Source organism: Pseudomonas sp. FP453, assembly GCF_030687495.1.
In the GTDB taxonomy this organism is placed as follows: Bacteria; Pseudomonadota; Gammaproteobacteria; order Pseudomonadales; family Pseudomonadaceae; genus Aquipseudomonas.
This window is the reverse complement of the sequence record NZ_CP117435.1, coordinates 4,987,418-5,012,923: the sequence shown is the minus strand read 5'-3', so window position 1 is coordinate 5,012,923 and position 25,506 is coordinate 4,987,418. Positions and strand designations below refer to the sequence as shown.

The 25,506-nt window shown below is 61.0% G+C and carries 18 protein-coding genes, 2 tRNA genes and 2 pseudogenes; 10 read left to right on the top strand and 12 right to left on the bottom strand.

Annotation, left to right across the window (positions count from 1 at the left end; all coding sequences use genetic code 11):
* The first annotated feature begins 125 nt into the window (after window positions 1–125).
* Together PSH87_RS22725 and PSH87_RS22720 are read left to right on the top strand one after the other, a co-directional pair.
* The gene (locus PSH87_RS22725) at window positions 126–3,674 is read left to right on the top strand and encodes a transporter substrate-binding domain-containing protein (RefSeq protein WP_370695334.1); all 3,549 of its coding nucleotides are present in this window, start codon (window positions 126–128) and stop codon (window positions 3,672–3,674) included.
* Between the two features lie 73 nt (window positions 3,675–3,747).
* On the top strand, window positions 3,748–4,992 hold the full coding sequence (locus PSH87_RS22720) for an EAL domain-containing protein (protein WP_017736768.1): 1,245 nt from the start codon (window positions 3,748–3,750) through the stop codon (window positions 4,990–4,992).
* Here PSH87_RS22720 and PSH87_RS22715 read toward each other — a convergent pair.
* Both PSH87_RS22715 and PSH87_RS22710 read right to left on the bottom strand, forming a co-directional pair.
* Complete coding sequence (locus PSH87_RS22715; RefSeq protein WP_026136788.1) at window positions 4,961–5,614, bottom strand: response regulator transcription factor; 654 nt, start codon at window positions 5,612–5,614, stop codon at window positions 4,961–4,963. The genes PSH87_RS22720 and PSH87_RS22715 overlap by 32 nt on opposite strands.
* 142 nt (window positions 5,615–5,756) lie before the next feature.
* The gene (locus PSH87_RS22710; protein ID WP_017736766.1) at window positions 5,757–5,999 is read right to left on the bottom strand and encodes a hypothetical protein; all 243 of its coding nucleotides are present in this window, start codon (window positions 5,997–5,999) and stop codon (window positions 5,757–5,759) included.
* 312 nt (window positions 6,000–6,311) lie between these two features.
* Here PSH87_RS22710 and PSH87_RS22705 point away from each other — a divergent pair, with 312 nt between their 5' ends.
* A complete protein-coding gene (locus tag PSH87_RS22705) occupies window positions 6,312–6,596 on the top strand; it encodes a DUF3509 domain-containing protein (RefSeq protein WP_026136787.1) in 285 nt (94 codons plus the stop codon).
* A 170-nt stretch (window positions 6,597–6,766) separates the two neighbouring features.
* Here the strand turns inward: PSH87_RS22705 and PSH87_RS22700 are convergent, their stop codons facing one another.
* On the bottom strand, window positions 6,767–7,654 hold the full coding sequence (locus PSH87_RS22700; protein ID WP_305431210.1) for a TIGR02285 family protein: 888 nt from the start codon (window positions 7,652–7,654) through the stop codon (window positions 6,767–6,769).
* Window positions 7,654–8,853, bottom strand: coding sequence for a CaiB/BaiF CoA-transferase family protein (locus tag PSH87_RS22695; protein WP_017736763.1), 1,200 nt, complete (start codon window positions 8,851–8,853; stop codon window positions 7,654–7,656). Before PSH87_RS22695 ends, PSH87_RS22700 begins: the two co-directional genes overlap by 1 nt.
* 148 nt (window positions 8,854–9,001) lie before the next feature.
* Here PSH87_RS22695 and PSH87_RS22690 point away from each other — a divergent pair, with 148 nt between their 5' ends.
* Together PSH87_RS22690 and recJ are read left to right on the top strand one after the other, a co-directional pair.
* On the top strand, window positions 9,002–9,544 hold the full coding sequence (locus tag PSH87_RS22690; protein WP_017736762.1) for a YaeQ family protein: 543 nt from the start codon (window positions 9,002–9,004) through the stop codon (window positions 9,542–9,544).
* Between the two features lie 187 nt (window positions 9,545–9,731).
* Window positions 9,732–11,441, top strand: a complete 1,710-nt coding sequence (gene recJ, locus PSH87_RS22685; protein ID WP_017736761.1) for a single-stranded-DNA-specific exonuclease RecJ — start codon at window positions 9,732–9,734, stop codon at window positions 11,439–11,441.
* A 168-nt stretch (window positions 11,442–11,609) separates the two neighbouring features.
* On the opposite strand, the gene PSH87_RS22680 is transcribed toward recJ, so the two are convergent.
* The 4 genes from PSH87_RS22680 to PSH87_RS22665 all read right to left on the bottom strand — a co-directional run bounded on the left by PSH87_RS22680 (window position 11,610) and on the right by PSH87_RS22665 (window position 16,160).
* The gene (locus tag PSH87_RS22680; RefSeq protein ID WP_305431209.1) at window positions 11,610–12,890 is read right to left on the bottom strand and encodes a virulence factor family protein; all 1,281 of its coding nucleotides are present in this window, start codon (window positions 12,888–12,890) and stop codon (window positions 11,610–11,612) included.
* Window positions 12,890–15,532, bottom strand: coding sequence for a bifunctional lysylphosphatidylglycerol flippase/synthetase MprF (gene mprF, locus PSH87_RS22675; RefSeq protein ID WP_017736759.1), 2,643 nt, complete (start codon window positions 15,530–15,532; stop codon window positions 12,890–12,892). Before mprF ends, PSH87_RS22680 begins: the two co-directional genes overlap by 1 nt.
* Window positions 15,533–15,811: 279 nt before the next feature.
* Window positions 15,812–15,888: transfer RNA gene (locus tag PSH87_RS22670), tRNA-Met, on the bottom strand.
* 195 nt (window positions 15,889–16,083) lie between these two features.
* Window positions 16,084–16,160, bottom strand: a tRNA-Met gene (locus tag PSH87_RS22665).
* A gap of 279 nt (window positions 16,161–16,439) precedes the next feature.
* Between PSH87_RS22665 and dinB the strand changes: the two genes are divergently transcribed.
* Window positions 16,440–17,498, top strand: coding sequence for a DNA polymerase IV (gene dinB / locus PSH87_RS22660; RefSeq protein WP_017736757.1), 1,059 nt, complete (start codon window positions 16,440–16,442; stop codon window positions 17,496–17,498).
* A gap of 129 nt (window positions 17,499–17,627) precedes the next feature.
* Here the strand turns inward: dinB and PSH87_RS22655 are convergent, their stop codons facing one another.
* From PSH87_RS22655 to PSH87_RS22640, 4 genes are all read right to left on the bottom strand, one after another.
* Window positions 17,628–18,581, bottom strand: coding sequence for a hypothetical protein (locus PSH87_RS22655; protein ID WP_017736756.1), 954 nt, complete (start codon window positions 18,579–18,581; stop codon window positions 17,628–17,630).
* 20 nt (window positions 18,582–18,601) lie between these two features.
* Window positions 18,602–20,317 (bottom strand): proline--tRNA ligase, encoded by a 1,716-nt coding sequence (locus tag PSH87_RS22650; protein ID WP_017736755.1) that lies wholly within the window; start codon window positions 20,315–20,317, stop codon window positions 18,602–18,604.
* Between the two features lie 127 nt (window positions 20,318–20,444).
* Window positions 20,445–21,977, bottom strand: a complete 1,533-nt coding sequence (locus PSH87_RS22645) for an AmpG family muropeptide MFS transporter (protein ID WP_017736754.1) — start codon at window positions 21,975–21,977, stop codon at window positions 20,445–20,447.
* Between the two features lie 43 nt (window positions 21,978–22,020).
* Window positions 22,021–22,335: an MGMT family protein gene (locus tag PSH87_RS22640; RefSeq protein WP_207040803.1), complete on the bottom strand. Its 315-nt coding sequence runs from the start codon at window positions 22,333–22,335 to the stop codon at window positions 22,021–22,023.
* A 193-nt stretch (window positions 22,336–22,528) separates the two neighbouring features.
* Between PSH87_RS22640 and PSH87_RS22635 the strand changes: the two genes are divergently transcribed.
* The 4 genes and pseudogenes from PSH87_RS22635 (at window position 22,529) to groES (ending at window position 25,464) form a co-directional block, all read left to right on the top strand.
* On the top strand, window positions 22,529–23,536 hold the full coding sequence (locus PSH87_RS22635; RefSeq protein ID WP_305431206.1) for a DUF481 domain-containing protein: 1,008 nt from the start codon (window positions 22,529–22,531) through the stop codon (window positions 23,534–23,536).
* A gap of 107 nt (window positions 23,537–23,643) precedes the next feature.
* Window positions 23,644–24,376: pseudogene (locus tag PSH87_RS22630) on the top strand (HugZ family protein).
* Window positions 24,377–24,442: 66 nt separating this feature from the next.
* Window positions 24,443–24,920 (top strand): annotated as a pseudogene (locus tag PSH87_RS22625) (FxsA family protein).
* Window positions 24,921–25,167: 247 nt separating this feature from the next.
* A complete protein-coding gene (gene groES / locus PSH87_RS22620; protein ID WP_003175874.1) occupies window positions 25,168–25,464 on the top strand; it encodes a co-chaperone GroES in 297 nt (98 codons plus the stop codon).
* Window positions 25,465–25,506 lie beyond the last annotated feature (42 nt).

Here is a 25,506-nt window from a genome sequence, read left to right as displayed (position 1 = left end):
GTTGCTCAAGCCCGTCTTCGTGACGGGCTTTTTCATTGGGGCACGCCATACTCCAGTGGGCAATCGACTAAAAAAGAGAGGAAACCAACCCGGTGCGTTTATTGAGCCAGAGGTGTGTGTGGCTGCTGTGTTTGCTCTTGGTGGGTCAATCGCCGGCAAGCCTGGCCGCCGACAGCCTGCCGTTCAAACTGGTGCCGGCGTTTACCCCGCTCGCCCCCTTGCCGCTGACGGCAGGCGAGCAGCAATGGCTGGCGAGCCATCGGACACTGAAGGTCGGCATTTCCATTGCTGACTACCAGCCGATTGATATCACCCGTGACCATAATCGCTACCAGGGCATCAGCGCCGACTACCTGAGCCTGGTCGGCGCGCGCCTCGATGTGCCCATGCAGGTGATGGGCTTCGCTGAGCGGGCGCAGGCGGTGGAAGCCTTGCGCAGTGGCGCCATCGATATCCTGACCAGCGCCAACGGTTATGAGCGGGATGTGCCTGGGTTGCGGTTTACCCGCGACTACATGCCGGACCGTTCGGTGGTGGTCGTGCGCCGCGACGACACCACGCAGAACGACGATCTTGAGGGCAAGAAGGTGGTCTTGCTGGAGGGCTATGCCAATGTCGGCAACGTGCATCGGGCTTACCCCGCCAGCCACATCATGCTGGCTCCGAACCTCTACAGCGGCCTGGAAGCGTTGAACCAGGGGGATGCCGATGCCTTTATCGGCAATGAAGTGATTGTGCGTGCCTACAAGTCATTGCGTCCTTACCTGGGTTTGCAGATCAACGTGGAGAGCCGGCTGGCGCCGATTGGCTTTGCCTTTGCTTCGCGTACGGCCGACCCGCTGTTGGGGGGCATGATGGACCGGGCCCTGGCAAGTATCGACGAGTCCATACAACGGGAAATCCTCGCGCGCTGGACCACCGGCCTGGGGGTGGGCATCGCCGCAGACCGCATCGAGCTGTCGGCCCAGGAGCAAGCCTGGTTGTTGCATCATCCCCATGTGGTGGTGGTGTCCCAGCAACAGTCGCCGTACATCTTCAAGGACAAGGACGGCCAATGGGTCGGCTTGAACGTCGACCTGCTCAACCGGATTTCACGCATGACGGGCTTGCAGTTCGTGATGGAGGAGGTGTCTTCCACCGCGCAGACCCTGGAGTTACTGGCAGCGGGCAGGGCGGATATGAACACCACGCTGGCGGAGAACCAGGAGCGCAGGCGATTCCTGGATTTCAGCCATGGTTTTGGTGGTGCCGGCTGGGTGTTTGTCCAGCGCAGCGACACGCCGCTACTGGCCAGCTTGAGTGAGCTCTCCGGCCAGGTCTTGGCGTTGCCGGCCCGGCATGTGCTGGAAAACTTCATTCGCCGTGAACACCCAGGCATCGAGATTCTCTCGGTCGGTAACTATACCCAGGCCCGTGACCAGGTGATCCAGGGGCATGCAGCGGCGACGATCCAGAATGAAGTGGAGGTGCAGAGCTACCCGTCCGACGGCTTGCGCATCGGGCGCAGCGTGGAGGGCAAGTGGTCGTCCAACAGCCTGGTGGTGCGCAAGGACCAGCCCGAGCTGTTGAGCATTGTGAACAAGGCGCTGGAAGCGATGCCGGTGGCCGAGTTGAGCGCGCTGCGTTTGCGCTGGCTGGGCACGGTGCCGATCCCGACGTCGGCTTGGCAGCGTGTGCCGCCATGGGCCTATTGGACGGTCGCGATGGCGCTGTTGTGTGTGTTGGTATCGCTGGTCTGGAATAGCCGGCTCAAGCGGCAGATCCAGCAGCGCCTGGTGGCCGAGCAACGACTGAGCGATCAGTTGGCCTTCAAGCGTGCCCTGCTGGATGGCATGCCCAATCCGGTCTTTGTAAGGGACCTGGCGGGCCGGTTGGTGACCTGTAACACCCGCTATGAGCAGCAACTGGCCACCCGGCGGGAGCTGATCCAGGGCCTGACCCTGATGGAAAGCGGCCTGATGCCGGAGGCCACGGCCGCGCGCCTGCATGCCGGGCACATGGAGCAGTTGGCGACGCAGCAATCGTTGTTTGTTGATCGGCAACTGGAGTTCAACGGCGGGACTTTCCACGTTTACCAATGGACGGTGCCGTTTTTCGATGCGCGCGGCCAGCTGCAAGGGCTGCTTGGCGGGTGGATCGATATCAGTGAGCGCAAGGTCCTGGAGCATCAGCTGATGGACGCACGCCAGGCCGCTGATGACGCGAACTACGCAAAAAGTGCGTTTCTCTCCACACTCAGTCACGAAATTCGCACTCCCATGACCGCCATCATCGGCTTGCTTGAGTTGGAGCAGGAACGCGCCTTGGCCGAGGGCAAGCGTGTCTCCGAAGCGCTACAGGTGGCCCATCGTTCGGCACGTGAGCTGATTGAGTTGATGGGCGATAGCCTGGACCTGGCCAAGATCGAAGCAGGCCATTTGCAACTGGTGCCGCAGACCACTGACCTGAAGGGTTTTTTCGAAGGCATCCAGCGGCTGTTTGAGGCGATGGCGGGTAAAAAAGGCCTGGGCTTTACCCTGGCATTCGACCCGGCGGCGCAAGGGAGTTATTGGTTCGACCCGCTGCGGTTGCGGCAGGTCATGCATAACCTGGTGGGCAACGCGCTGAAGTTCACCGAGCGTGGTGAGGTCCGCCTCAGCGTGGTTGCCCAGTGCGATGACTCCGGGGCTGAATACCTGCACCTGTGTGTCGAAGACAGTGGGCCAGGGATTGGCATTGAACAGCAGGCGCGGGTGTTCAAGCCGTTTGTCCAGATCAGCCCGCTGACAGCGGCGCAACATGGCGGGACGGGGTTGGGCTTGAGCATTTGCCAGCAGCTGGTGGAGTTGATGGGCGGCACGATCTCCCTGAGCAGCGCGGCGGGCGAGGGCACGACGATTTGCATTGACCTGTATTTGCAGCGGGTCAGAGGCGACGACAGGCCAACTGAGCCTGCAGCGGTCCTGCAGGCTGCCGGTCGCCGTTTGTCGGTGCTGATCGTCGATGACCTGCCGGCCAACCGCCTGGTGCTGGCTCAGCAACTGCAATTCCTCGGCCACCGGGTGGTGGCCTTCGACTCGGCCGAGTCGGCCTTGCAGTGCTGGCGCGATGACGCCTTTGACGTGCTGGTGACGGATTGCAACATGCCGGGCATGTCCGGCTATGCCTTGAGCAAAGCCGTGCGCGGGATTGAAACGCAAGAGCAGCGACCGCGCACTGCGCTGGTGGGATGCACCGCCAATGCCATGGAGGATGAGCGCCAACGTTGCCTGGCGGCGGGGATGGATGAGTTGCTGGTCAAGCCGGTGACCCTTGAGCAATGGGCCAGGGTCCTCGCCCGTGTGGGCCCGGCGCGCACCTTCAATATCCACACCTTGCAGGCGATGACCCAGGCCGATGGGCCGGTCCTGCAGCGCATGCTGGAAGAGTTGGCGAAGAGCCTGGAACATGAACACGATGGGATCAAGACGGCGTTGGCGGGTCAGGACTTTCCAGGAGTAATGGCTTCACTGCATCGCCTCAAGGGCATTTGCTGCCTGGTGGATGCGCTGCCGCTGGCCAAGGCGTGTGTGGGGCTTGAGGGCTGCCTGCGTGAGCAGCGCATTGACGAGGTTGACGCGCTATGGCGCATGCTGGATGAGGCGCTGGCAGCATTCAGGGTGGAGTTGGGCACCCATTTGCATCCGCAAGAATAGGACGCGTCCTATTGGGCGCGCATGGCCTTTTGCGTAGTCTGCGCAACCTTGCTTCTGCGTCTTAGAGTTCGCCATGCGCTCCCTCAATGTCTTGATCCTCGAAGATCACCCGTTCCAACTGATGGCCCTGCACCAGATGCTCAATGCCAACGGTGTCTTCAATGTCATGACCGCCGAAACCGTAGAGGCCGCCCGGCAGTCGTTGGCGAGCAAGGGGCCGGTGGACATTGCTATTTGCGACCTCTATCTGGAACAAGGCGATGCCCTTGAACTGATTCGCGAATTGGGTGAGCAGCGCCAGGCTCAGGTGCTGATCCTGCTAAGCAATGCTCAGCAGGATGTGTTGGCAGGGGTCGCCAGCATGGCGCGCCAGGCCGGGTTGAATGTCCTGCGCTGTTTGCCCAAACCCGCCTCGGCCCAGTTGGTTGGGCAACTGTTGACGGCTTGCCTGCAACACTTGCGTCCGGGGCCGCAGGTCGTGTCCTGGGATAAGGTGCGCCAACTGTTGGGGCTCGGTGAGCTGGATGAGTTGCCGCCTTCGGTGGATGCCTGTCAGGTGGCCATCGCGCGCTACGCCAGCGCCAGCTTCCAGCCTATCGTCTGCCAGGCCGGCGTAGTGCAGGGGGTTGAGGTGCTGGCGCGCTGGTATCTGCCTGACGGCGGAGTGTTACTGCCCCATGAGTTCCTGCCGGTGCTGGAGTTTGCCGGCATGGAGGAGGCGTTTACCTGGCATGTGCTGGAAGAGGCCCTGGGTTTTGTCAGCCAGATCGTGTCGGACACGGGCGAGCTCTTGCCGGTGGCGGTGAATATTCCCGGGCGGATGCTCGAACATGCGCATTTTCCCCAGGCGCTGCAGCGCTTGCTGCAACGCCATGCCGTGCCAGCCCATAGCCTCACGCTGGAGCTGGTCGAAACCACGCGGTTGAACACCGACAGCGCGCATGTCAGCAGCTTGCTGCGTTTACGGATGATCGGCTGCAAGTTGTCTATCGGTGACTTCGGCGTCGGCGGTACCAGTTTGCAGCGTTTGCTGGAGCTGCCGTTCACTGAACTGAAAATACCCCCGGCCTTTGCCAGTGGCGTGGCGAGTGATGAGCGCAAAGTGGCCGTCGTCGCAGGCGCCATGAGCATGGCCAGCCGCATGGGCATGAACGTGGTGGTGACGGGGATTGAAACCGCAGCCGATCGTGACGCGGTCGCTACGCTGGGCCCTGCCTGGTTGCAAGGTTGCCTGATTGCACCGCCAATGGATGCCCAGGCACTGAAAGCGTGGATCGGCTACCCGGTCAGGCCAAGCCATGCTCCTGCACGTAGATAAACAGTGATGCGTCGGTACTGAGCCCCAGCTTGCGCATGGCGCTGACTTTCTGCGCGCTGACCGTCTGCTTGCTGCGATGCAGGTGTGCCGCGATCTCGCCAACGGTCAGCCCTCTTGCCAGCAGGCGAATCACCTCCAATTCGCGGGGCGACAGCTGCTCGTGGGACTGCAATCGATCCGTGCCCAGCGCGCTCAGCGCCTGGCGAATGGTGTGGGCTACATAGCAGCGCTGCTGGCGGACCTGTCGGACGGCTTCAGGCAATTCATCCGCGAGGCTGGCTTTGCTCAGCAGGCCCATGACACCCAGCTCCAGGATGGCGTGAAACAACCCCGCGTTGTTGAGCATGGTCACCACGACAATGGGCAGCGACGGATGATGGCGGCGCAGTTGGTCGATCAGGCGCAAGCCGTCGGCCTGGGGTTCGCCAGGCATCATGAAATCGGTGATCAGCAGGTCGCAGGCACAGTGTTGCAACAATTGGGTCAGGGATTGGGGAGAGTTGGCTTCGCCGACAATCTCCAGTTGTTCATCGCGCTCCAGGACCGCCCGCAGACCAATCAGGAAAATCGGATGGTCGTCGGCAAGGATGATGCGCAAGGGTTTTTCAGGTGCGCTTCTCAAAGTAGGTTCCCCGGGCAATTCGGGGATTCTAGCCTGTTAACCCTGTGGTGGTTGCAGGTGGGGTTTTAATGGTGCATAAAAACGCCGCTTTGCATTCCTTGGGTTAGCGACGTTTTTTGTTTTTGGCAGGCCCGGCCGAGCGCTATGAGAATAGCTTCTGCGCGACCACGATCACGGTGCCGACAGCGGCATAAAAGCCTGTTGCGATAGCCACGGGGTACCAGAAAATCTCACAGGTTATCTTCAGCGATTCCTTGTTGAGTTTGTTTTGCTCAGCATTCATTTTGTTTTGCTCAGCGTTCATACGTGCTATTTCAGCAAAAATACGTGATACCTCGGCGTGCATTCTGTCTGCCGACGTCTGCTGTTCATTGTGTTCCGCCATCGTCTTCATCCTTTGCTATAAGGGCCTTTTGACATGCGCTTTTATCTGCATCACAGCGTCACCAGCGCTCACCGAGTATAGGATTCACCCCCGGCCTCAGCCGTCGGCAACCCCCAAAACAGTCGCCCATTGCGTAAGCAGTTATGTGCGCCGTTTTTTGCTTGTCATGTTGCAAGCGCATGCTGGAATCCGTCACCCCTGGCGGCCCCATAAAGACGATAAAGCGAACTTTCCTACGTCACAAACAGTCACTTAGGATAGATGCAGCTCCCGTTGAACCGATTGTTCCTGAACTATTGAGTGGTGATCGAGATGGAAAGTATCAGCCTATTGCTCGAAGAAGCACTGAGCCCTTATCAGGTTACGCTGACCACCTCCGGTGTGCAGGACGAGTGCCTGGTCACCGTGAAGAACCCTGCTGGCGCCATCGTGGTCGAGCGTGAAGTCGACCGCACGCAATTGATGGACAAGCGTGTGCTGGTGGATGTGGTGGATTGCCTGCTGCGCGATATCAAGATTGCCGAAGGGCGTCTGGAACCCTCGGTCATTGCGGCGTTGCGCAACGCTGCCCAGACCCGCAGCGCCGCCGCTGCATGAAGAATTGTTTAATCGTGGAAACTTCCTACAGCATGGCCGGTCAGATTTCGTAACAGCAAGAGCAAACATTGTGCTCCGGTGTTTGCGCCTTGTTGTACTGGTCTTTATAGGCCACGTTTAACCCCGAAGTGTCTCCCCACTCTTCGGGGTTTCTTTTTGCCTGCGATTTGTCAGGGCTCTGGCGAATCCTGGAAGAAGCTGGGGTTGTCCCGCAGGTAATGCTCGCGCATCACCGGGTCCAGCCACGAGGCGTAGGACTGCTGCACCTGTTCCAGTGGGATGTCCAGCAGCAGCTGATTGATGCGCTGAATGATCTGACGCCCCTGAGGCGTATCCGAGCAACCGATGTGGGTGCGTTGGTAGGGCGCTGAGCCTTTGATCGGGTAAAAGCTCAGGTCAGCGGAAGGGATGCCCTGCTGCATGGCGTGATAGCGGATTTCCGGCCAGTAACCCAACACCGCTTCCAGGCGCCCCAGGCGTTGCATTTGCAGCAGGCTGCCCAGGGCATCGTTGCCGTAGTGAAGGGCGAGCTTGTGCGCATCGGCCTGCTTGAGCTGTTGATCGACGACCGGCCCGTAACTGCGTTCGGCGATGGCGCCCACCCGTGCTTTATGGGCATCGAAAAAGGCCTGCAGGTCGAACTGGCCATCGACGATATAGGGCACCATCGCGTCCTCCTGGCTATGCCGGATCGTGATGCCATTGCTGGCGACCACAAACGCCTGGCTGGAGAACACGATGTAGTTGGCTCGCTCCGCCGTCCACAGCAATGAAGGATCGCAGGTGAGTGTGGTCGGTTCGCGCATCATCTGCATGCCGCGCGCGCGATTGACGTGCAGGACCTGATGTTGATAGTCCGGCAAGTGCTCGATGAGGATCGGCAACAGTTGGTCCAGTGCGCCCTGGCCTTTGCGCGGCCCCTCGAAAATGGTCAGCGGCGGCAGGTCGCGCAACAACCAGGTCAACGTCTCGCCGGCGTGCGCCGACAGGGGCCAGCCGCTGAACAACGAGGCGACAAGGCAGAGCTGCACCCACCCGCGTTTGCACCGAAGCACCATCAGATCGCGCCTGCCTCACGCAAGCGGGCAATGGCGGCGGCGTCGTAACCCAGGCTCTCCAGCAGCACACCATTGTGTTCACCCAACTGCGGCCCCACCCACTCGCAGCTGCCGGGGGTGTCCGACAACTTGGGCACGATGCCGGGCATCTTGAAGTCCTTGCCGCCGGGCAGTTGCGCCTTGAGGAACATTTCCCGGGCGAGAAATTGCGGGTCGCCCAGCATGTCCTCGGCACTGTAGATGCGGCTGGCGGGCACCTCGGCTTTGTTCAAGGCCTCGACCACTTGCTCCAGCGACAATGAATTGACCCAGCGATCAATCACGCCATACAGCTCATCGCGACGGGTATCGCGCCCGTCATTGCTGGCCAGTACCGGGTCGTTGGCCAGGTCTTCGCGACCGATGGCCAGCATGAAACGCTTGAAGATCGCATCCCCGTTGGCGCCGATCTGCACATGCTTGCCGTCGGCGCTGGTGTGGATCGACGACGGCGTAATGCCGGGCATGATGTTGCCGGTGCGCTCGCGGATAAACCCGAACACGTCGAACTCGGGAATCATGCTTTCCATCATGGCGAAGATGGCTTCATACAGCGCCACATCCACCACCTGGCCCAAGCCGCCGTTGACCTCGCGATGCCGCAGGGCCATCAGCGCGCCGATCACCGCCCACAGCGCGGCAATCGAGTCGCCGATGGAGATCCCGGTGCGCACGGGCGGGCGGTCCTCGAAACCGGTGATATAGCGCAGCCCGCCCATGGATTCGCCCACCGCGCCAAACCCCGGCTGGTCCTTCATCGGCCCGGTCTGGCCGAACCCCGACAGGCGCACCATCACCAGCTTCGGGTTCAGCGCGTGCAGGGTCTCCCAGCTCAGGCCGAGCTTTTCCAGCACGCCGGGGCGAAAGTTCTCGATCAGGATGTCGGCATCCGCCAGCAACTGCTTGAGAATGGCCAGGCCGTCCGGGTGCTTGAGGTTCAGTGTCAGCGACTTTTTGTTGCGCGCCTGCACAAACCACCACAGCGAAGTGCCTTCATACAACTTGCGCCATTTGCGCAGCGGGTCGCCGCCGTCCGGGGATTCGACCTTGATCACCTCGGCACCGAACTCGGCGCAGATCCGCGAGGCAAACGGGCCGGCGATCAGGGTGCCCAGTTCGATGACTTTCAGGCCGGCAAGGGGTTTGGCATTAAGCGACATGGGGATCCTTACAAACACGGGACGGTGGTGTGATGCCTTTTAACATAGGCGAGCGGCCCATGGATAAGGATGATGCAGCGCAGTATTCGTTGAATGGCCCTGCCATCGGTTAGACTGGCCGCCTTTCCCTGTCTCTAGAAGCCCGTTCATGGCCCAGCCGTCCACGACCTACAAATTCGAACTCAACCTCACCGACCTTGATCGTTCGGTGTACGAGAGCGTCAAACAGACCATCGCCCGCCATCCTTCGGAAACCGAAGAACGCATGACCGTGCGCCTGCTGGCCTACGCCCTCTGGTACAACGAGCACTTGTCGTTCGGCCGTGGCCTGTCAGATGTAGACGAGCCAGCCCTGTGGGAAAAAAGCCTGGATGATCGGGTTTTGCATTGGATCGAAGTTGGCCAGCCGGATGCCGATCGCCTGACCTGGTGCTCGCGTCGCACCGAGCGCACCAGCCTGCTGGCGTACGGCAGCCTGCGCGTGTGGGAAGGCAAGGTAGTGCCGGTGGCCAACAACCTGAAAAACGTGCACATCGCCGCCGTGCCGCAGGAAGTCCTCGAGACCCTGGCCAAGGATATGCCGCGCGTGATCAAGTGGGATGTGATGATCAGCGAAGGCACGATCTTCGTCACCGACGACCGTGGCCAGCATGAAGTGCAACTGCAGTGGCTGGTCGGCGAGCGCGGCTGAACCTGTGGAAGCAGGCTTGTGTGGGAGCTGGCTTGTCGGATCGCCGCACCGCTGCGATGCAGGCACCTCGGTGTAACAGTTACACCGCGTTGATGCCATCGCAGGCAAGCCAGCTCCCACAGTTGATATGTGTTGTTTTGAAAACTCCTGTTTAACCGCTGTATCGAAGAGAAGCCTTCCTCACCCCATGCGTATCGATCCCCGCCCGTTGCCCGCCGTCCTGCCGTTTCTCGGTGAATTGCCACCGCTGTTGACCCGTCTCTACGCTGCGCGCGGTGTGCAGTCCGAAGCCGAGCTGGATAAAAGCCTGGCGCGGTTGATTCCCTACCAGCAGCTCAAAGGCATCGACGCGGCGGTGGACTTGCTGGTGACGGCCCTGGAGCAACGCCAGCGCATCCTCATCGTCGGTGACTTCGACGCCGATGGCGCCACCGCCAGCACCGTGGGCACCCTGGGCTTGCGCTTGCTCGGCGCGGCCCATGTGGATTACCTGGTGCCCAACCGCTTCGAGTACGGCTATGGCCTGACCCCGGAAATCGTCGCCGTAGCATTGCAACGCGAGCCGCAGTTGCTGATCACCGTGGACAACGGCATCTCCAGCGTCGAAGGCGTGGCGGCGGCGAAAGCGGCGGGGCTGCAAGTGTTGGTCACCGACCACCACTTGCCGGGCGATGAATTGCCGGCAGCGGACGCAATCGTCAATCCCAACCAGCCGGGCTGTGGTTTCCCGAGCAAGGCCCTGGCCGGCGTGGGTGTGATCTTCTATGTGCTGATGGCCCTGCGCGCGCGTTTGCGCGACCTGGGCTGGTACGCAAACAAACCGCAGCCGAACATCGGCGACTTGCTCGACCTGGTAGCCCTGGGCAGCGTGGCGGACGTGGTACCCCTCGACGCCAACAACCGCATCCTCGTGCACCAGGGCCTGGAGCGCATTCGTGCCGGTCGTGCACGGCCGGGGATCAAGGCGATCCTGGAAGTGGCCAAGCGCGACGCGGCGCGTATCACCTCCACCGACCTCGGTTTCATCCTCGGCCCACGGCTCAACGCCGCCGGGCGCCTGGATGACATGAGCCTGGGCATCGAATGCCTGCTCACCACCGACGTCGCCGCCGCGCGGGAAATGGCCGCACAACTGGACGGCATGAACCAGGACCGCAAATCCATCGAGCAAGGCATGCAGCGCGAGGCCCTGGCCCAGCTCAAGGACTTGCCGGTGGAATCGATGCCGTTCGGCTTGTGCCTGTTCGACCCGGAATGGCACCAGGGTGTGATCGGTATCCTGGCGTCACGCATGAAGGAACGTTACTTCCGCCCGACCATCGCCTTCGCCGACGCCGGTGATGGCTTGCTCAAGGGCTCAGGGCGTTCTGTGCCGGGCTTTCACATCCGTGACGCCCTGGCGGTGGTGGCGAGCCAGCATCCCGACCTGATCGCCAAATACGGCGGCCACGCGATGGCGGCGGGGCTGACACTGCACGAGGAAAACTTCCCACTGTTTGCCGAAGCCTTTGATGCTGAAGTGCGTCGGCAATTGCGCGAAGAAGACCTCACCGGTCGCCTATTGTCCGACGGCACCCTGGCGGTGGAAGAGTTTCACCTGGAACTGGCTCGCGCCCTGCGCCACGCCGGCCCGTGGGGGCAGCACTTTCCCGAGCCGTTGTTTCACGGGGTGTTCCAGTTGGTAGAGCAGCGCGTGGTCGGGGAGCGGCACCTGAAGGTGGTGCTCAAGAGCGAATGCGGGTCGGTGAAGCTCGATGGCATCGCATTTGGCGTGGACCGTGACGTCTGGCCGAACCCGACGGTGAAGTGGGTGGAGTTGGCGTACAAGCTGGATGTGAATGAGTTTCGGGGCAATGAGACGGTGCAGTTGATGATTGCGCACATCGAGCCACGCTAGGTATCAGCCACACCCTCAAACAAATGTGGGAGCGGGCTTGTGTGGGAGCCGGGCTTGCCCGCGATGCAGGCACCTCGGTCTTGCAGTGACACCGAGGTGATGCTATCGCAGGCAAGCCAGCTCCCACAAAAGCCGGCTCCCACAATTAGATCTGTATAAGTCTCAGGCTTACTCGGCCTTGGCCTGATGCTTCACGATGATATCCACCAACCGCTGCGCCAGCGCCGGGTAGTTCTCGTCGAAGTGATGCCCACCGGGCAGCTTCAATGCTTCACCCACCGCCGTCTTGTCGGTGCAGCCACTTTCATCGACTTCTTCCGCACCATAGATGCACACCACTTTCTCCGGCGGCAGCTTGGCCATTTCCGGGCCGGTGGCGGCTTCTTTGCCGGCGTTGCCCAGCCAGCCTTCCACTTCGATTTCAAAGCTGCCGGTGCGGGCAAAGGCCAGCAGGATGATCGCGTCGACCCGCTGCTGTTCGTTTTCCGGCATGCGGTTGTAGATCGCGGGCAGCACGTCGGCGCCGAACGAGTAACCGGTCAGGACGAAGCGCTTGGTGCCCCACTTCTGCCGGTAGTGCTGCATCAGTTCGGTGAGGTCCTTGGCGCTTTGTTCCGGGGTCTTGTGCTGCCAGTAGTAGCGCAGCGTGTCGATGCCGACCACCGGGTAGCCGATCTTGGCCATCTCGCCGGCCACGTCGCGGTCCAGGTCGCGCCAGCCGCCGTCGCCGGAGAGGAACAGGGTCACGGTGTCCTTGGCCTGGCCGGCTGGTACTTCGACCACCGGGATGGCCAGGCCACCGTTGTCCGAACCCACCAGTTGCTTGCGCAGTTCGTTGTTCAGCACTTGCGGGTAGTGAATGTCGTAGTCGCTGATGCTGGTGGTGGCGCGCGGCGTGTCGCGTACGAAACTGGCGCTTTCATCGTCAGGGTTGTCGTTCCACGCCACCAACCAGTTGCCATGGGCTGCGGTTTTCGGCAGCGGGTCCTTGCAGCCTTCCTGTACCAGGGCGAAACCGACGGAGATGGCATTGGCCTTGTCGTCGTTCTGTGTCGCCAGCCAGCGCCAGGCGAGGGCTGCGCCTGGGCCGATGCCGCTGACCAGGGTGGCCGGGCCCTTGAGCTGGGCCAGGGCGCCTTGCAGCGCTTGTTCCTGCAGCTTGCAGTCATCCTTTGGCAGGACCACTTGTACGATTTGTGCCTTGCCGCCCTGGCTCAGGGCGATCAGCTGGCTATCGGTCAGGGTTTCATCCGCCATCACGGCCACGACGACGCGGGCTTTGGGTGTGCCGTTTGGCGTCACGCGGGTGATCACCGAGCCGTCCGCCTGGGGCAGTTGCTCCAGGGTCGGCTGCGGGGCAGGGCGGTTCCAGTACCAAAAGCCACCGCCCGCGATCAAGGCGAGCAGCACTACAGCGACCAATACATACCGCCAGGAACGTCGAATCATCAGCGTTTCACCAATCCAGTCAAGCCGCCCGCGATCAGGGCGGCGGTATCGGCCAGTGCCACCAGCGGATCAAGTCCTGCGGGCACGGCCATGTAACGGGGTTCCCAGTCAGGCTGGAACTTGTCTTTGAAGCGGCGCAAACCTTGGAAGTTATACAGTTGCTCGCCACGACGGAACACCATCGAACCCAGGCGTTGGGTCAGTGGGGCGCCGCGGCGTGGTTGCAGGCCCGACAACGGCACCATGCCGAGGCTGAAGCGGGCGTAGCCGTGACTCTTATAGTGTTGAATCAGGCCGACCATCATGAACTCCATGGTCAGCTTGGGCGCGTCCGGGTGCGCACGCATCAGGTCGAGGCTGGCCAGGTCGTGGTTGTAGGTCTCGAGCAGGTTGGCGAAGGCCACCGGGCGCCCTTCGAAGCGAATGATCGCGATGCGAAAGTGCTTGAGGTAGTCGTCGCTGAATCGTCCCAGGGAAAAGCCTTTTTCCCGCACGTTCTTGCCGGTCAGCCAGGCGTCGGAGATGACTTTGAGTTCATCCATCGGCGCCGTGCCCGGTTCATGGATCTCCAGGGACAGGCCGTCCCGGGTGCCACGGTTCCAGGTGTAGCGCAGGTCCTTCATCTCTTTGCCCTTGGCTTCCAGGTCAAAGCGTTTCAGGTCGACGCGGGCTTCTTCGCCCAGCTTGATCGCGGTGAGGCCGATGTCCATGTAGTACGGCAGGTTTTCCGCCCGCACCTGGTAGAACACCGGGCGCGCATGGTGGATGTCGCACAGGTCGCGGAACTGCCAGATCATCTCGGCACGCGGTTGGGTCGGGCCGATCGGATCGTACAAGGCTACCAGGCTGCGGCCGCGACGGGCGTACATGAGGAAAGCTTCATCATTGGGGTGGAACAGCAGCGCTTTGTCGCCGGTCAGCGCCAGGCCGCCGTCGGGCTGGGACGAGGCCATCAGGATCTTGCTGGCGCGTTCCAGTTCTTCCGGGGTCGGCAAGTGGATGATCGGGCGTGCGGTGCGCAGCAACCAGGTCAGCGACACGATCACCAGCAGCACGGCGGCACCCAGCAACGAGCGCAGGCCGCGCGGGGCGTTGGCGTCGAGGGTGAACTGCCACCACAACTGGTGGCTGTAGGGCACGTCTTGATAGGCGAACAGCAGCAGCCAGATCGATGCGCCCAGCACGCAGACGCTGGCCACCAGGTACAGCGGCGAGAACGGCAGTTCGGTCAGGCGGCTGGCGCGGTAGAACGAGCGGCGGAAGATCGCCAGCAGGATCGCCGTCATGGTCATCAGGCTGGCCTCTTCCCAGTCGAAGCCCTTGAGCAGCGAGAGCAGGGCGCCGGTCAGCAGCAACACCATGGTCAGCATCCAGGCCGCCGACAGGCGTCGGCGCAAACCCTGGGCGAGCAACAGGCACAACACACCGATCAGGCTGGCGCCAAAGTGCGAGGCGTCAATCAGGCGGTGGGGAATCAGGAAGCCGATGTTTTCCAGGCGTGAGTCGATTTCTGGCGTGGCGCCGGAAAACAGCAGGACCACGCCGGACAAAAAAACCAGCACGGCCAACACCGGTGCCGCCAGGCCTGAGGCGACCCGCAGGCTTTGCTGGGTCTGGAACAGACGCTGCGCTTCATTGACCAGCAGGAACACGCAGGCGATCAGCAATGGCAGGACCACATAGATCATGCGGTACAGCAGCAGGGCGGCGGCCAATGGCGCGGCACCGAGCTTGTCGGCGAAGGCGGCGAGCAGGATCGCTTCGAACACGCCCACACCGCCCGGCACATGGCTGAGCACGCCGGCGGCCAGGGCCAGCAGGTACACCAGCAGGAACGGGCCGAAGGGTGGCGCTTCCGGCAGCAACATATAGAGGACGGTGGCGGCGGCAGCGACGTCCAGTGCGGTGATGATCAGTTGCAGGAAGGTCAGGCGCCGGCCCGGCAGGCGCAGGGTGCGCCGGCCGGCTTTCACCAGCAGGTTGTCCGGGTAGGGTTGCTCTGGCAGGCGGCGGCGATAAATACCGATGCACAACACCGCCGACAACAGCAGCACCGCGCCAGCAATCCCGCCCAGCACCGCTTGCGGCAAATGCAGGTAGGTCGAGGCGGCCGGCAGGTTGCTCAGGGTCGCCAGTGCAGCCAGTGGCGGCAGGGCGGTGCCCAGGGCCAGGCTGGCAAACACGGTCATGTGCGCGACTTCTGAAGCCCCGATGCCATGCCGTGCATATAAGCGGTAGCGCACCGATCCGCCGGAGAGCATCGACAAGCCGATGGCATTGCCGATGGCAAAGGCGGTGAAGCCGCCGAGGGCCAGGGTCTTGGCCGGCAGGTTCACGCCCGCGTAGCGCGCACCGGAAAACTCATAGCCCAACAGAATGACGAAACCGGCGACCGCTGCAGCAAACGCACCGAGCAGGGCGGGCTTGGGCACTTCCAGGATTGAGTCGTGCAGGGCGTAAAGGTCCAGCTCCAGCAACAAGTGCCGGCAGGCGATCAGGGCGATTGCGAACAGCAACAAGGTGACAGCCAGGCCGATGGGCTGGCGGTACTTGCTCAACAGATCCAGCCAGCGCAAACGGGCGGGAGCGATCGGTTGTTCTGCTGTGACGGTGTCTAGTGGTTCAGACGAGTTGGCGCGCATCAATCACCTCGTGGATTGTGCGCGACAGGATGGAGGTATCCAGCCAAGTTACCAATCCCTATGGACAAAATAATTACAAATATTAACGCGGATCGCCGGGGGCGGCGACAGCGGCCATTGGTCGTAGAGGGCAGCGCTTGAGCATTGAGCATAGCTTGCAATGAGATGGACTCTACAAACCGTCTACGGTTTCATGAAAGATGCCATGTCATTGTTTCAGAAGGACTTTTTCACCGGATACAAAAAAGGCCACTCTTTCGAGTAGCCTTTTTTGATGTTTGGTTGCGGGAGCCGGATTTGAACCGACGACCTTCGGGTTATGAGCCCGACGAGCTACCAGACTGCTCCATCCCGCGTCTGTGGGCGGCATTCTACAGCCAAGCGGCGGGGTGTCAACCGTTAATGGAGGTATCGGTCAAATAAGTGTGAATTAGCCGTTGAATGGCCGCTCGCGAGCGGTAAGTGCGCGATAGACAAAGATTTTTGTCCGACAATCGAAAAATGGACGCGCACAAAAAAGGCCACTCTTTCGAGTAGCCTTTTTTGATGTTTGGTTGCGGGAGCCGGATTTGAACCGACGACCTTCGGGTTATGAGCCCGACGAGCTACCAGACTGCTCCATCCCGCGTCTGTGTGTCGGCATTCTACAGAGGAACGCGGGGGTGTCAACCGCTTATTCGAAGAAAAGCGCTTGTGGTTCAATCGGTTAGCGCTATAAGACACTTGTGTGAACGGCTCTGGCCCAGTCTGGCCAAGGGTTTCAGCTCTATTGGGGCGCTCGATTCGATTGAAAAAATAAATTCATCCGCGAATCTTCCTACCGTTCAAACGGAAGATTCAAACTACTGGTGCTATATACAGGGGTGGATGCGATACTGGCCGTCCGTTGAATCAACCCTCTGTTTATATGACGCAGCGCAAAATCATCCACGTTGATTGTGATTGTTTCTACGCCGCCATCGAGATGCGCGACGACCCGAGCCTGGCGCAAAAGCCGCTGGCGGTGGGTGGCTCGGCAGACCGGCGCGGGGTGATCGCCACCTGCAACTACGAGGCGCGGGCGTATGGGGTGCGTTCGGCCATGTCGTCACGCCACGCCTTGAAGCTGTGCCCGGACCTGACCATCGTCAAGCCGCGCATGGATGCCTATAAGGAAGCGTCGAAGGAAATCCACACGATCTTTCGCGACTACACCGACCTGATCGAGCCGCTGTCGCTGGATGAAGCCTACCTGGATGTGTCCGACTGCCCACACTTTGGCGGCAGTGCCACGCGCATTGCCCAGGATATCCGGCGCCGGGTTTCCAATCAGCTACACATCACTGTCTCTGCGGGCGTGGCGCCGAACAAGTTCCTGGCCAAGATCGCCAGCGACTGGAAAAAGCCCAACGGCCTGTTTGTGATTACCCCGGACCAGGTTGAAGATTTTGTGTCCCAATTGCCGGTGAACAAATTGCACGGCGTGGGCAAAGTCACGGCGGACAAGCTGGCGCGCCTGGGCATTGAAGACTGCCTGCAACTGCGCGAGTGGAACAAGTTGGCGCTGGTGCGCGAATTCGGCAGTTTTGGCGAGCGACTGTGGAGCCTGGCGCGTGGGATTGATGATCGAGTGGTGCACAACGACAGTCGGCGACAATCCATCAGTGTGGAAAACACCTATGATGTTGACCTGCCGGATCTCTCAAGCTGCCTGGCGAAACTGCCCGAACTGATGGAGACCCTGGCGGGGCGGATGGCGCGTATCGACAGCAGCTACCGTGCGGGCAAGCCGTTCGTGAAGGTGAAGTTTCATGACTTTACCCAGACGACCCTGGAACAGGCGGGGGCAGGGCGGGATCTGGAGAGTTATCAACAGCTGCTGACGCAGGCGTTTAATCGGGGTGGGAAGCCGGTGCGGTTGTTGGGCATTGGTGTGCGCTTGCTGGATCTAAGCAGCGGCAACGAACAACTCGAATTTTCCTGGTAGAAACCGGATAAAACTGTGGGAGCTGGCTTGCCTGCGATAGCGGTGGATCAGTCAATACATGCTTTGACTGACACTCCCTCATCGCGGGCAAGCCCGCTCCCACATTAGATCTTCAGCAGGCTTTAGATCTCAGCGAGCGCCAGGATCTGCGACCAAGCGCCCCGCATCCTTGGTCAACGCCTGCAAAAACTCCTGCTGCAACTCGGGATCATTGCGCGTCAGTTCGATCAGGCTCTGCTCAAGCTCGCTGGCCTCTTCTTCCAAACCCAACTCCGACAAGCGCTTGACCCGGTGCACCCACTGGTTCACCTCGTCATCTTCCAGGTCGTCGTAGATCAGGCCGTGAGCTTCCAGCAGCTTGCCGCGCAATGTGCTGCTGATCGCCAGTGTGGAGTCCGAATGCACATCGTCCTGGCCATCTTCCACGCTGATTTTCAGGGTGGTGACGCGGTTCAGGTCTTGCTCGGCAAAGGGGCTGTCCAACAGGTTCAGGCGCAGGACGCCGTTGCGGTCGGTGCTCAGCTCGTGGGTTTGCTTGCCGGCGGTGACTTGTACCGGGCGCTCGCTCCAGGGCAGGCTCGAATACTCCACGCGCTTGTCGCGCTGGACTTCATCGATACCCGCCAGGTTCTGTTGCGCGCGGCCATGGGACTGCACGTTCATGAACGGGTTGAGGCCGTCCACGCCGTAGGTCAGCCAGTCGCGGGTAACGCTGGTCGGCAGGTTGCCCAGGGCGAAGATATTCACCACGTTGGCGCCCGCGCCGGCCACCAGGGCGACGGCACCCAGAGGCATCTCATAGAGTTTGCGCCAGGGCTGGTAGGGGGTGTAGCGGTCGTAGCGACGGGTGACTTCGAACTCGGTGACCTCAAAGGTCTTCTGCTCGTGAATGCGCACCCGGCGTTGCGGCAGCTCCAGCACTTTGGGTTCGCCTACATCGATCTGCAGGCTGTGGTCGAGCAACTTGCGCTCGACCCGCTCCTCGTGCTCACTGCGTTGCGACATCTGGTTGGCGCAGCCGCTGACCAGCAGGGCGCCGCACAAGGCGGCGCCCCCCAGGGCTCTGGTGTTTCGCTTGAACATGACTTCTCTTGATCTGGTTTTCAGCGACGAATACGCGCCTGAAGGAAAGACAGCACGTCAGCCACCGGCAACGGTTGGGCTTCGGCTTCGGTCCGGCTCTTGTATTCCAGATTGCCATCGGCCAGGCCGCGGTCACTGACCACGATCCGGTGGGGGATGCCAATCAGTTCCATGTCGGCGAACTTGATGCCCGGGCTGGTTTTCTTGTCCCGGTCATCCAGCAGCACTTCAAAACCGGCGGCCGTCAGTTCTGCATACAGTTTGTCGGTGGCTTCGCGTACTTGCTCGGTTTCGTAGCGCAGGGGCACCAGGGCGATCTGGAACGGCGCCAGGGTGTCGCTCCAGATAATGCCGTTTGCGTCGTTGTTCTGCTCGATGGCAGCGGCCACCACGCGGGACACGCCAATACCGTAGCAACCCATTTCGAGGATCACCGGCTTGCCGTTTTCGCCCAGCACCTTGCAGTTCATCGCCTGGCTGTACTTGTTGCCCAGCTGGAAGATGTGCCCGACTTCGATGCCGCGCTTGATTTCCAGGGTGCCCTTGCCATCCGGGCTTGGGTCGCCAGCGACGACGTTACGCAGGTCGGCCACGGTCGGAACCGGCAGGTCACGCTCCCAGTTCACGCCGAAGTAGTGCTTGTCGTCGATGTTCGCGCCAATGCCGAAGTCGCTCATCAGCTCGACCGAACGGTCGATGATGATCGGCAGCGGCAGGTTCAGCGGGCCGAGGGAACCGGCGCCGGCGCCAATGGCGTCGCGCAGTTCGGCATCGGTGGCCATGACCAGCGGGCTGGCCACGCCAGGTTGCTGGGCCGCCTTGATTTCGTTGAGTTCGTGGTCGCCACGGATCACCAGGGCGATCAGCTTGCCTTCTTCTTCGGCGCGCACGATCAGGGTCTTGATGGTCTTTTCAATCGGCAGATTGAATTTTTCCACCAGGGCCGCGATGGTCTTGGTCTCTGGGGTGTCCACCAGGCGCAGCTCTTCGCTTGGCGCTGGGCGGGAAGTTTCCCGTGGCACGGCTTCGGCTTTCTCGATGTTCGCCGCGTAGTCGGAACCGTTGCTGAACACGATGTCGTCTTCGCCGGATTCGGCCAGTACGTGGAATTCGTGGGAGCCGGCGCCGCCGATGGAACCGTTGTCCGCTTCAACCGGGCGGAACTTCAGGCCCAGGCGAGTGAACACGTTGCAGTAGGCCTGGTGCATGCGGTCGTAGGTGACCTGCAGCGATGCCTGGTCAGCGTGGAACGAATAGGCGTCCTTCATGATGAATTCGCGGCCGCGCATCAAGCCGAAGCGTGGGCGGATTTCGTCACGGAACTTGGTCTGGATCTGATACAGGTTCAGCGGCAGCTGCTTGTAGCTGCTCAGCTCGTTGCGCATCAGGTCGGTGATCACTTCTTCGTGGGTCGGGCCGGCGCAGAAATCGCGGCCATGACGATCCTTGAAGCGCAGCAACTCCGGGCCGTACTCTTCCCAGCGCCCGGATTCCTGCCACAGTTCAGCCGGTTGGGTGCTCGGCATCAACACTTCCAGAGAACCGGCGGCGTTCATTTCTTCGCGAACGATGGCTTCGACCTTGCGCATCACCTTCAAGCCCATGGGCAGCCAGGTGTACAGGCCGGAGGCCAGTTTGCGGATCATGCCGGCGCGCAGCATCAGCTGATGGCTGATCACAACCGCGTCGGAAGGCGTTTCTTTCTGTGTGGCGAGCAAATATTGACTGGTACGCATGGTAGGCCGTTGTCGGTTGCTTGGACTTGAAATGACTTGGGATTGTACGGGCGGTTGCTGCTGGAGTACAGGCGCGAGGTCGCAGTGTGTTTTTGTGGGAGCTGGCTCCCACACTGATCGGGGTGTGTCAGTCTTCTTGCGTTGGATTCAACCGCGCCCGCCGATTTTCCTGAAACCAATGCAACGCAATCAGAAACAGCGTCGGCACGCCCAGCAGGCAGGTAATCAGGAAGAAGTTGTGATAACCGAACTTCTCCACCATCACCCCCGAATAGCCGCCGATCAGGCGCGGCAGCAGCAGCATGATCGAGCTGAGCAGGGCGTATTGGGTGGCAGAGAACTTCAGGTTGGTCAGGCTCGACAAGTAGGCGACGAATGCTGAGGTGGCCATGCCCGAGCTGAAGTTATCCAGGGAAATGGTGAAGATCAGCATCTGCAAGTCCGGGCCCATGTCGGCCAGCGCCACGAACAGCAGGTTGGTACCGGCGGAGAACACACCGCCGATAAACAGGATCGGCAAGATACCGAACCGCACAATCAGCAGGCCACCCATGCCGGCGCCGAGCAGGGTCATGATCAGGCCGAAGATCTTGCTGACTCCGGCGATCTGGTCCTTGGTAAAGCCCTGGTCGATGTAGAACACGTTGGCCATCACGCCCATCACCGTGTCGGACATGCGGTAGGTGGCAATCAGCCCGAGCAGCAGCAGCGCTTGCCAGCGGTAACGCAGGATAAAGTCGTTGACCGGCGTCAGCACCGGCGCCAGGCCGCGGCGGCCCATGGCCGACAGGCACAGCGCGGTGAGGGTGATATAGAGGATGGCCCGCAGGAACGCGCGGTCGTCCATCAGCAGGTCCCACAGGCTCATGCCGTGGAACATCACGCTCTCGAAATCGGTGTTGTACAGCTGGGTGAACATCGCCGGCACTGACACCAGCAGCACAATCAGCACGAACACCGAGACCAGTTGGTGCACAAAGCTGTAGCGCCCGGCCTGCAATTGGGTGCGCAGTGGCACGTTCGGTTCGCGCATGAACAGGGTGGTCAGCAGCGCCGGCACCATCAGTACGCCGAACAGCACATAGGTGCCGAGCCACGCCGAGTGCTGGTAGTTGAAACCGGTGGAGCCGAAGCCTTCGGCAAAGAACAGTGCACCGGCCGTGGCCAGCAGGGCGGCGATGCGGTAGCCGGACATATAGCTGGCAGCCAGGGCGGCCTGGCGGCTGTCGTCGGCAATTTCCAGGCGGTAGGCGTCCACCGCAATATCCTGGGTGGCCGACGCGAAGGCCACGACCACGGCGATGGCTATCAGCCAGGACAGGTGTTTCTGCGGATCGCAGAAACCCATGCCGATCAGTCCGAGGATCACCAGCGACTGGGCAAGCACCAGCCAGGAACGACGACGCCCGAGTTTGCCGAGGATTGGCAGGCGCCACTGATCGAGCAGCGGCGACCAGACCCATTTGAAGGCGTACGCCAAACCGATCAGGCTCGCATAGCCGATGGTCTCGCGGGCCACACCGGCCTCACGCAGCCACACCGAAAGCGTCGAGAACACCAACATGTAAGGCAGGCCGGCGGCAAAGCCGAGCAACAACAGGACTAATGTCGAGGGGCTGGCATAGGCGGCGAGCGCGGCGCGCCAGGTTTTACGGGGCATGGGCTGGAGTCTGCCTCAGGATTGCGAAAACAAAGCGCGCACTCTAACCGCTGTGCTCTACCGGGCGCCAGCCATGACGCTGAATATCCACGCGATTGTTCAGGATACTGACACCTTCGCTGCGTAAACGCGCACGTTGTTCGTCGCCCGAGGCGCTGCCCACTGGCAGGCTTATCCGACCACCGGCAGCCAGCACCCGGTGCCAGGGCAGCCGCGTGTCTTGCGGCAACTGGCTCAACGTGCGCCCGACCCAGCGCGCTGCGCGGCCCAATCCGGCCAGCTGTGCCAGCTCGCCGTAACTCACCACGCAGCCTTCAGGCACCTGGGCCAGCGTCAGGTACAGCGCCGTACGGCGCATTTCGGCGGGGCTTTGCGGGGTGTCGGCGGGTTGATTCACTGTGGGTACATCCGTTGAGATCTTCGGCCTAATTGTAAGAAACGTCTGTAATTATGCTGATGAGAATTGAACTCAATATTAATCCTTGAGTCAGTCCTAGCTATCTAACACGATATCGCGCCCTTTTCGCCAATCCTGAGCCCCGAATCCGCTTATGTTGTCCAGAACCCTGCTGTGCCTTGCTGTTTTCAGCGCCTCCACGCCCTTGCTGGCTGACACCGTCTGGTTGAAGAACGGTGACCGCCTGAGCGGCAAGATCAAAGTCTTCGACGGTGGCAAGCTGCTGATTCAGACCGACTACGCAGGGGCCATCCCGATTGACTGGAAACAGGTGAAAACCCTGGAGAGCGACCAGGAGTTGCTGGTCAAGCAGGACGCCTACACCGGCGAGAAGGCCAAGTCGTTGAAAGCGGCGGATGACGGCAAGGTGGTCCTGGCCAACGGTGAGGCGCCGAAGACCGTCGACCTGGCGAGCATCCAGCAGATCATCAAGCCCAAGCCGGTGATCGAAGACCTGGTGTGGAAGGGCAATGTCGATCTGGCGCTGGACTACAAGCGTGCGGAAAAAGACACCAATGACTACGATATCGACTTCAAGACCACTGCGCGCCACGGCCAGTGGCGTCACACCGGGCAGGGCGAGTACAACCGCGAGTTCCAGGATGACGTGACCACCACCGACAACTGGGCGCTGGAATATGACCTGGACCGGTTTATCACCGAGCACTGGTTCTGGCAGGGCCGTTTGACCTACAAGCGCGACAAGGTTGAAGACCTGTCGCGCCAGCGCACCGTCGGTACCGGCCCGGGCTACCAGTTCTGGGATGATGAACTGGGCGCGTTCTCCCTCGGTTCCCTGGTCAACCGCACCGATTACGAATATTCCGAGGGCGGCAAAGACCATTTCTACTCATTGGCCATGAAGTGGAACTACAACCGCTATCTAGTGGGCAAGACCGTTGAGTTCTTCACCACAGGGGAACTGGGCAAACCGGTGGATGGGCCGATCGACTATTCCCTGGATGCGGAAATGGGCCTGCGCTACAAAGTCACCGAATGGGCGTCCCTCAATCTCAAGGCCGAGCGCGACATCATCAGTGGCGATTCCGACAGCAGCTTGAGCAAGACCCGCTATACCGCAGGTTTTGGCGTGGCCTGGTAACAAGGTCGAACAAAACCTGCTTGGCAACCTCTGCGGATATTGATTACCTTGTGTTGAGATCCATTCCCATATGCCATGGGCGGCTGAATACCCCGAGGAGTCATACGTTGAGCGCACAGGTTGCCAAGAACGCCCGCGAGCTTTTGCTCAAGGAATACCGTGGGGCTCTCGCCACACAATCCAAAGCCATGCCCGGGTTTCCTTTCGGTTCAGTGGTGCCGTACTGCCTCGACGAGCAGGGCCGCCCGCTGATCCTGATCAGCCGCATCGCCCAGCACACCCACAACCTGCAAAAAGACCCCAAGTGTTCGCTGCTGGTCGGCGAGCGCGAGGCGGACGACGTGCAAGCGGTGGGGCGCCTGACCTACCTGGGCGAAGCCGAGAAGATCGACGACCCGGTCGCGATTGAAGCGGCGGCAGAGCGTTATTACCGCTACTTCCCCGACTCGGCCAACTACCACAAGGCCCATGACTTCGATTTCTGGGTGCTCAAGCCGGTGCGCCATCGCTACATCGGCGGGTTTGGCGCGATTCACTGGGTTGATCAGCTCACCCTGGCCAACCCGTTTGCCGGCAAGGCCGAGCGCAGCATGATCGAACACATGAACAGCGACCACACCAAGGCCATCGCCCATTACGTCGAATTGACCGGCTTGCCCACCCGTGAGCCCGCGCAGTTGGCCGGTATCGACAGTGAAGGCATGCACTTGCGTGTCGGCCAGTCGTTGCATTGGCTGCCTTTTGCAGAGCCTTGCAACACGCCGACACAAGTGCGCGAAGCCCCTGGTTTCATTGGCTCACGCCGCGGCCTGGCCGAAAAAAACCGCAGCCAGCGCTTGAATTCACGAAACGGCGACGTCATCTAAGGTGGACTAGCAAGGCATTCTTGCGTTGAGGAACCAGTTGATGCGCCCTTTTTTATTGCTCTTTCTGCTATTTCCAGTGTTGGAGCTGTTCGTCTTCGTTCAAGTCAGCAGTGCAATCGGGTTTTTCCCGGCATTGCTGCTGATCATTCTCGGCTCGATGCTTGGCGTGTTGGTGCTGCGCGTCGCCGGCCTGGCCACGGCACTGCGGGCCCGTGAAAGCCTGAATCGTGGCGAACTGCCAGCTCAGACCATGCTTGAAGGCCTGATGATGGCCCTGGCCGGTGGCCTGTTGATCCTGCCGGGTTTCATCAGTGACGTGATCGGCCTGCTGCTGTTGTTGCCCGTTCTCGCGCAAGCTGCTCGCCGGCAAGATGCGCCAGCGTGCCGAAGAGGCTGCCCTGCGTCAGCGTGCGTTCGCCGACGACCTGCAACCCCGTGGCGGCCCGGCCCCGCGCCAACCGCTGGGGCGTGAAGGTGATGTGATCGAAGGCGAGTTCGAACACCGCGACAGCAAATAACCGCTTCACTGGCACGGCACCTCTGGGTGCCGTGTTGCTTTCAGCCGTCGGCACAGGTAAAAAATTTCCGCCGCGGCCCCTTGTAATAAGCTTATGCGCCCTTATGTATCGGTCACCGCAAGGTTTCTGGTGGCGACACCAGACAGACTTCCGCGTCTTGCTTGGCGAGGCGCGACCGGCACAGCCGGAATACAACCCGCCGGTACTGATACCGGCCGATGAAAAACACAATTAGGAGAGATCGACAATGAGCAAGCTTCGTCCTCTGCACGACCGCGTCGTAATCCGTCGCAGCGAAGAAGAAAAGAAAACCGCTGGCGGTATCGTTCTGCCAGGTTCGGCTGCTGAAAAAGCCAACCACGGTGTGATCGTCGCTGCAGGCCCAGGCAAGACTCTGGAAAACGGTGACGTGCGTGCGCTGGCCGTAAAAGTCGGCGACAAGGTTGTATTCGGCCCTTACTCCGGCAGCAACACTGTGAAAGTTGATGGCGAAGATCTGCTGGTCATGGCTGAGAACGAGATTCTCGCCGTTCTGGAAGACTGATTTCCCCGCTCATTTTCCCGTTACTACAAAGTATTTAAGGAA